The organism is Brenneria tiliae (assembly GCF_023347575.1).
GTDB classification, from domain to species: domain Bacteria; phylum Pseudomonadota; class Gammaproteobacteria; order Enterobacterales; family Enterobacteriaceae; genus Brenneria; species Brenneria corticis.
The window spans coordinates 60,070-67,324 of sequence record NZ_JAKPCB010000084.1; the positions used below are offsets into that span (position 1 = coordinate 60,070).

Genomic DNA, 7,255 nt, shown 5'->3' on the forward strand with positions numbered 1-7,255 from the left:
TCAATTTCCCAACAGCGCGTTAAAAGGTTCGATCTCCACCCATTCGCCGGCGGCGACATGGCCCCGTTCCGCCTCCAGCACGATAAAACAGTTGGCGAGGCTAAAGGAGCTGAAGACGTGCGACCCCTGATGGCCGGTGGTGGCGACCTCCAGCTCGCCCTGGGGGTTACGGCTGAAAATGCCGCGCTGAAAATCGGTGCGTCCCACCGTTTTTTTCAGCGCGCTGGTGGTTTTCACCCGAATCCGGGTCGGCAGGCGCCACTGGGTATACCCCGACAAACGGGCCAACAGCGGCTGGACCAGCTGATAAAAGGTCAAGGCGGCGGAAACCGGGTTGCCCGGCAGGCCGCAGAACCAGGCATGTTGCAGTTTGCCGAAGGCGAAGGGCTTGCCGGGCTTGATGGCCAGCTTCCAGAAATGGATGTCGCCCAGCTCCTCCAGCATCCGTTTGGTGTAATCCGCCTCGCCGACGGAAACGCCGCCGCTGCTGATCGCCAGGTCGGCGTCGATGTCCGCCCGGTGGAAGGCGTCGCGCAGCGCGGTCGGATCGTCGCGGACGATCCCCAAATCCTGGACCTCGCAGCCGAACTGCTCCAGCATCAGGCGCACGGCAAAGCGGTTGGTATCGTAAATCTGCCCGTCCTGCAGCGGCTGGCCGACGGGCTGGAGCTCATCGCCGGTTGAAAAGACGGCGACTTTCAGGCGGCGGACCACCTCTACCCGGGCAATCCCCAATGACGCCAGCAGGGGCAGCTGCGCCACGCCCAGCTTGACGCCGGCCGTCAGCACCACGGCGCCGGCGCGGATATCTTCTCCCGCCAGGCGAATATTCTGTCCCGCTTTCACCGGCTGAGTAAAGCGCACGCCCGCGTCGTCCGCCTCGGCGTGCTCCTGCATGACCACGGCATCGGCGCCGGCGGGGAGCGGGGCGCCGGTCATAATGCGGATGCAGCTTCCGGCCGGCCATACGCCGCTAAAAGGCGCGCCGGCAAAGGCTTTGCCGGCCACCGGGAGCGGAGTGGCGGATGATAAATCCGCGCGGCGGACGGCGTAGCCATCCATCGCGGAATTGGCAAACGGCGGAACGTCTATCGGGGAGGCGATGGCGCCGGCGGTAATCCGCCCCGCCGCGTCATACAGCGAAACGGTTTCCGTTTCCGCGATGGCATCAATCCGGGAAAGCATGTGTTCCCGAGCCTGTTCGAGCGTCAATAAATCTGTGCTTGCGCTTTTCATCCGTACTCCATGATTGCCTATGCCCGCAGGCAAAAACGCTTATCGTATGCCAATATTATGTCAGAGATTACGGCGGGGGAGAACGCGAGCGGGCCAAGTTCAGGGCGCGGCGGGTAAAAAACGCGGCCGGGAAAACGTTCGGACTAGGCGGGGTTTATGCTGGTTAACGTAATGTTCTGCCAGCATTTTTATCAAAGCCGCCTTTCAGTTTCCGCTTTACATCCTGTTTTGCGCTAAATATAGTCAAAAATTGTCATGTGGTTACAGGGATATGACCGCGTCAGCTATGTTGCCGTAACCGCACGGCACGACATCCCAGCATCCCGTTTTATATGGAGATTCACCGTTAATGACACACACACGGCATCATCATGCGCCGCCTTTTTCCCCGGAGCCGGGGCTTTTTCTGCCGGATGGCCGGGTGCTGGCGGTACGCGATCTGGGCGTTTATTTCGAGCAACAAAGCCAGCGTACCGATGCGGTGCGTGATTTAAGCTTTACGGTGGATCGCGGGGAAACGCTGGCCATTGTCGGCGAGTCCGGCTCGGGTAAGTCGGTGACCTCGCTGGCGTTGATGCGCCTTGTCGAACAGGCGGGGGGCGTGATTTCTCAGGGCGAGATGCTGTTTCGGCGGCGTAACGGCCAGGTGCTGGACTTGAAAACCGCCCGTCAGCCGCTGATGCGTAAGCTGCGCGGCGCCGATCTGGCGATGATTTTTCAGGAGCCGATGACCTCGCTGAATCCGGTGTTCCCGGTGGGTGAACAGATTGCCGAGTCCATTCGTCTGCATCAGGGGATGGATCACCAGGCCGCGCGCCGCGAAGCGTTGCGTATGCTGGATTTGGTCAGGATCCCCGAAGCCCGCAATGTGCTGGATCGCTACCCGCATCAACTCTCCGGCGGCATGCGTCAGCGGGTGATGATAGCCATGGCGCTTTCCTGCAAGCCGTCGCTGTTGATTGCCGATGAGCCGACCACGGCGCTGGACGTCACCATTCAGGCGCAGATCCTGCAGCTTATCCGGGTATTGCAGCAGGAAATGGCGATGGCGGTGATCTTTATTACCCACGATATGGGCGTGGTGGCCGAGATTGCCGACCGGGTGCTGGTGATGTATCGCGGTGAAAACGTCGAGGCCGGCGCCGCCGTCGATATCTTCAGCGCGCCGCGCCATCGCTATACCAAAGCGCTGCTGGCGGCGGTGCCGAAGCTGGGATCGATGCGCGGACAGCCGTTTCCGCTAAAATTTCCGTTGCTGAACCAGGACGCGCGGCCGTTGGCCGACGGCGAGCCGCAGAATACCATTCCGGCCGGCGCGGCGCCGATTTTGCAGGTGAAAAATCTGGTGACGCGTTTCCCGCTGCGCAGCGGCATTCTGAACCGGGTAACGCGCGAGGTCCACGCGGTGGAAAAGGTGAGCTTTGATCTCTACCCCGGGGAAACGCTGGCGCTGGTGGGCGAGTCGGGCTGCGGCAAGTCCACCACCGGGCGGTCGCTGCTGCGCCTGGTGGAGAGCCGGAGCGGGACGATCGCCTTTAACGGGCGGCAGATTGATAAGCTGAGCGGCGCGACCTTGCAGCATTTGCGCCGGGATATTCAGTTTATTTTTCAGGATCCCTACGCCTCGCTGGATCCCCGTCTGACGGTCGGCTTTTCCATTATGGAGCCGCTATTGGTGCACGGCATCGGCAACCGTAAGGAGGCGGAGAAACGGGTGGCCTGGCTGCTGGCGCGGGTCGGGCTGGAGCCTGAGCACGCGCGACGTTATCCCCATGAGTTTTCCGGCGGGCAGCGTCAACGTATCTGTATCGCCAGGGCGCTGGCGCTTAATCCGAAGGTGGTGATTGCCGATGAAGCGGTTTCCGCGCTGGATGTGTCCATCCAGGCGCAAATCGTCAATTTGATGCTGGAGCTACAGCGCGAATTCGGCATCGCCTTTCTGTTTATTTCGCATGATATGGCGGTGGTGGAGCGGATCAGCCACCGGGTGGCGGTGATGTATATGGGGCAGATTGTGGAAATCGGTCCGCGCAGCGCGGTGTTCGAGAATCCGCAGCACCCCTATACCCGCAAACTGATGGCGGCGGTGCCCGTTGCCGATCCGTCGCGCCGCCACCGCGAGCAGGTTTTACTGGTTGACGAAGTACCGAGCCCGATCCGGGCAATAGGCGATGAACCTACCACCGCGCCGCTGGTTCAGGTTGGCGAGCGGCATTTTGTCGCTCATCATCCGATTGCCGGCGCTTATTGACAGGGAATATTATGGAGAACATAACACGATGAATGTTATCACTTTAAAGCGTAGCTGGTTACTTGCCGCCGGCGTCGCCGCGGCGATGGCGACGGCGCCCGCCTGGGCGGCCAAGGACGCGGTTATCGCCGTGGGCTCCAATTTCACCACGCTGGATCCTTACGACGCCAACGACTCGTTATCGCAAACCGTCGCCAAGTCGTTCTATCAGGGGCTGTTTGGTTTCGACAAGGATATAAAACTGATCAATGTGCTGGCGCAAAGCTATGAAACCAGCCCGGACGGCCTGGTGTATACCATCAAGCTGCATTCCGGCGTCAAGTTTCACGACGGCACCGATTTCAACGCCGCGGCGGTCAAGGTGAATCTGGATCGCGCCAGCAATCCGGAAAACCGCCTGAAGCGCTATAACCTGTTTAAAATGATCGACAAAACGGAAGTGGTTGACGATCAGACGGTAAAGATTACGCTGAAAACGCCGTTCTCCGCCTTTATCAATAACCTGGCGCACCCGGCGGCGGTGATTATCTCTCCGGCGGCGCTGCGGCAGTATGGCAAAGAGATCGGTTTCCATCCGGTGGGCACCGGGCCATACCGTTTCGTCACCTGGAATCAGACCGATTACGTCAAGGCCGAGAAGTTTGCCGGCTACTGGAAATCGGGGCTGCCGAAACTGGACAGCATTACCTGGCGCCCGGTAGTGGATAACAACACCCGGGCGGCGCTGCTGCAAACCGGCGAGGCGCACTTCGCGTATCCGATCCCGTTCGAGCAGGCCGCCGTGCTGGAGAAAAACGACCAACTGGCGCTGGTTTCCTCGCCCTCTATTCTGCATCGCTATATCAGTCTGAACGTCACGCAGAAGCCGTTTGATAACCTCAAGGTACGGCAGGCGATTAATTACGCCATCAACAAGGACGCGTTGATTAAAGTGGCCTTTTCCGGCTACGCCACCCCGGCGGAAGGGCCGCTGCCGCCAAGCATTGATTACGCGGTAAAGTATCAGCCCTGGCCTTACGATCCGGCAAAAGCGCGCGAGCTGCTGAAGGAAGCCGGTTATCCGGATGGCTTCACCACCACGCTGTGGTCGTCGCATAACCACAGCACCGCGCAGAAAGTGCTGCAGTTTACCCAGCAGCAGCTGGCGCAGGTGGGCATCAAGGTTCAGGTCACCGCCATGGATGCGGGTCAGCGCGCCGCCGAAGTGGAAGGCAAAGGAGTGAAAGAGACCGGGGTGCGGATGTTCTATACCGGCTGGTCCGCCTCCACCGGGGAAGCCGACTGGGCGCTGTCGCCGCTGTTCGCCACCTCGTCCTGGCCGCCGGCGCTGTTCAACACCGCGTTTTACAGCAATCCGCAGGTTGATGCCGATCTGGCGAACGCGCTGAAAACCACCGATCGGGCGCAAAAGCAGCAGCTGTATAAAGACGCGCAGGACAAAATCTGGGCCGACGCGCCCTGGGTGTTCCTGGCGACCGAGAAGCTGGTTTCCGCCAACAGCAAGAAACTGAGCGGGTTTTATGTGATGCCGGATACCTCCTTCAGTTTTGAAGAGGCTGATCTGCAGGAGTAAGCCCGCCGGCAGGGAAAGCGGGACGGCGCGCTATCGGCCGTCCCCCATTTTCAGCAACCATCCCACTCAACGGAGAACCAGTCACATGTATGTGGAAAACTGCCCATGCTGAATTATTTTATTAAACGGTTACTGGGATTGATTCCCACCTTATTGATTGTGATGGTGCTGGTGTTCCTGTTTGTTCATCTGCTGCCGGGCGATCCGGCGCGTTTGGCCGCCGGGCGCGAAGCGGATGCCGTGGTGATAGAGATGGTGCGTCAGGATCTGGGGCTGGACAAACCGCTGCCGCAGCAGTTCTGGCATTTTTTCACCAATGTGTTGCGGGGCGATCTCGGCACCTCGATCGTTTCCAAACGGCCGGTAACCGAAGAAATCGCCGCCCGCTTTATGCCCACCTTCTGGCTGACGGTCAGCAGTATGGCGTGGGCGGTTATTTTCGGCATGGCGATAGGGGTGGTTTCCGCGGTATGGCGCAACGGCTGGCCGGACAGAATCGGCATGACGCTGGCGGTATCCGGCATTTCCTTTCCGGCGTTCGCCCTCGGCATGCTGCTGATGCAGATATTTTCCGTCGAACTGGGCTGGCTGCCCACCGTCGGAGCGGACAGCTGGCGGCACTATATCTTGCCTTCCATCACCCTGGGAGCGGCGGTCGCCGCGGTAATGGCCCGTTTTACCCGCGCCTCTTTCGTTGAAGTGATGCAGGAGGATTATATGCGCACCGCCCGGGCCAAGGGCGTGCGCGAATCGCTGGTGGTGGTGAAGCACGGTTTACGCAATGCGCTGATCCCCGTCGTCACCATGATGGGGTTGCAGTTTGGCTTTCTGCTCGGCGGCTCGATAGTGGTTGAGAAGGTATTTAACTGGCCGGGGCTGGGGCGGCTGTTGGTGGATTCCGTTGAAATGCGCGACTACCCGGTGATTCAGGCGGAAGTGCTGCTGTTTTCTCTGGAATTTATTCTTATCAACCTGCTGGTGGATATGCTGTATGCCGCGATTAACCCGGCGATTCGCTATAAGTAAGGAAAGGGAATGATAAATTGGCGACGTAAGGCGCAGATGTCGGCTCTGCCGACGGTCGGGGAGAATCGAATCCGTACGCCGTGGCGCGAATTCTGGCGGCGTTTCCGTCATCAGCATGTGGCGCTGCTGGCCGGCGTGTTTGTCACGCTGCTGGTTATCGTTGCCCTGCTGGCGCCTTACCTGATCCCCTATGACGCGGAAAATTACTTTGACTATGAGCGGCTCAATGAAGGGCCGTCCATGGCGCACTGGCTCGGGGTGGACTCCCTGGGGCGGGATATTTTCAGCCGTATTCTGCTGGGGGCGCGGATTTCGCTGGCCGCCGGCATTTTCTCCGTTTGGGTGGGAATGCTTATCGGCACCTCGCTCGGCCTGCTGGCGGGCTACTATGAGGGATGGTGGGACCGGGTGATTATGCGTATCTGCGATGTGCTGTTCGCCTTTCCCGGCATCCTGTTGGCGATTGCCGTGGTGGCGATTATGGGCAGCGGGATGGCGAATGTGATTGTCGCGGTGGCCATTTTCAGCATTCCCGCGTTCGCGCGTCTGGTGAGGGGCAATACGCTGGTGCTGAAGCAGCAGACCTATATCGAGTCGGCGCGCAGCATCGGCGCGTCCGACTGGACGATCGTTTTCCGCCATATCCTGCCCGGCACGGTCTCTTCCATCGTGGTCTATTTTTCCATGCGCATCGGCATGTCGATTATCACCGCCGCCAGCCTGTCGTTCCTCGGACTGGGGGCGCAGCCGCCCACGCCGGAGTGGGGCGCCATGCTTAACGAGGCCCGTTCCGATATGGTGATCGCGCCGCACGTGGCGATTTTTCCCAGCCTGGCGATTTTCCTGACGGTGCTGGCCTTCAATCTGCTGGGCGACGGACTGCGCGATGCGCTGGATCCGAAGCTGAAAAGCTGAAAGCGCGGCGTAAGCCGCAGCAACCATCCGCAGCCCCGCGACTTGTCGCGGGGTTTTTTATGCGACGTTGAAAAACGCTCCTGGCGTTTTTCAGAGCGTTGACAAAGTAGCTATTGGTAATAGCGACTCCAAATCCGTCATTCCTTATACGTGCAGACCTTGTTGTCTGCATGTATTAAGATCCTCAGGGACGCCTGAGGGAGAGATAAACAGGCTGAGTCATTCCCGAGGCCTTCCGAGCCTGTTTCGCAGAT

Annotated in this window: 5 protein-coding genes; 4 read left to right on the forward strand and 1 reads right to left on the reverse strand. The window is 59.8% G+C overall.

All coding sequences use genetic code 11. The annotated features are described in order from the left end of the window. Positions 1–1,236, reverse strand: coding sequence for a molybdopterin molybdotransferase MoeA (gene moeA, locus MFP24_RS01985; RefSeq protein WP_249228883.1), 1,236 nt, complete (start codon positions 1,234–1,236; stop codon positions 1–3). 349 nt (positions 1,237–1,585) lie between these two features. Here moeA and gsiA point away from each other — a divergent pair, with 349 nt between their 5' ends. The 4 genes from gsiA (at position 1,586) to gsiD (ending at position 7,001) form a co-directional block, all read left to right on the forward strand. Further along, positions 1,586–3,487 (forward strand): glutathione ABC transporter ATP-binding protein GsiA, encoded by a 1,902-nt coding sequence (gsiA, locus tag MFP24_RS01990; RefSeq protein WP_249228882.1) that lies wholly within the window; start codon positions 1,586–1,588, stop codon positions 3,485–3,487. Between the two features lie 28 nt (positions 3,488–3,515). Next, positions 3,516–5,060 carry a glutathione ABC transporter substrate-binding protein GsiB gene (gene gsiB / locus MFP24_RS01995; RefSeq protein ID WP_249228881.1) on the forward strand — a complete coding sequence of 515 codons (1,545 nt, stop codon included), beginning with the start codon at positions 3,516–3,518 and terminating at the stop codon, positions 5,058–5,060. 105 nt (positions 5,061–5,165) lie between these two features. Continuing rightward, positions 5,166–6,086: a glutathione ABC transporter permease GsiC gene (gsiC, locus tag MFP24_RS02000; protein WP_249228880.1), complete on the forward strand. Its 921-nt coding sequence runs from the start codon at positions 5,166–5,168 to the stop codon at positions 6,084–6,086. 9 nt (positions 6,087–6,095) lie between these two features. Continuing rightward, positions 6,096–7,001 (forward strand): glutathione ABC transporter permease GsiD, encoded by a 906-nt coding sequence (gsiD, locus tag MFP24_RS02005; RefSeq protein WP_249228879.1) that lies wholly within the window; start codon positions 6,096–6,098, stop codon positions 6,999–7,001. Positions 7,002–7,255: the final 254 nt, after the last annotated feature.

What these genes read in the sequence shown, in the direction of transcription:
- gsiD (WP_249228879.1), top strand. Translation starts at nt 6,096, where the DNA reads ATGATAAATTGGCGACGTAAGGCGCAGATGTCGGCTCTGCCGACGGTC.
- moeA (WP_249228883.1), bottom strand. Translation starts at nt 1,236, where the DNA reads ATGAAAAGCGCAAGCACAGATTTATTGACGCTCGAACAGGCTCGGGAA.
- gsiC (WP_249228880.1), top strand. Translation starts at nt 5,166, where the DNA reads ATGCTGAATTATTTTATTAAACGGTTACTGGGATTGATTCCCACCTTA.
- gsiB (WP_249228881.1), top strand. Translation starts at nt 3,516, where the DNA reads ATGAATGTTATCACTTTAAAGCGTAGCTGGTTACTTGCCGCCGGCGTC.
- gsiA (WP_249228882.1), top strand. Translation starts at nt 1,586, where the DNA reads ATGACACACACACGGCATCATCATGCGCCGCCTTTTTCCCCGGAGCCG.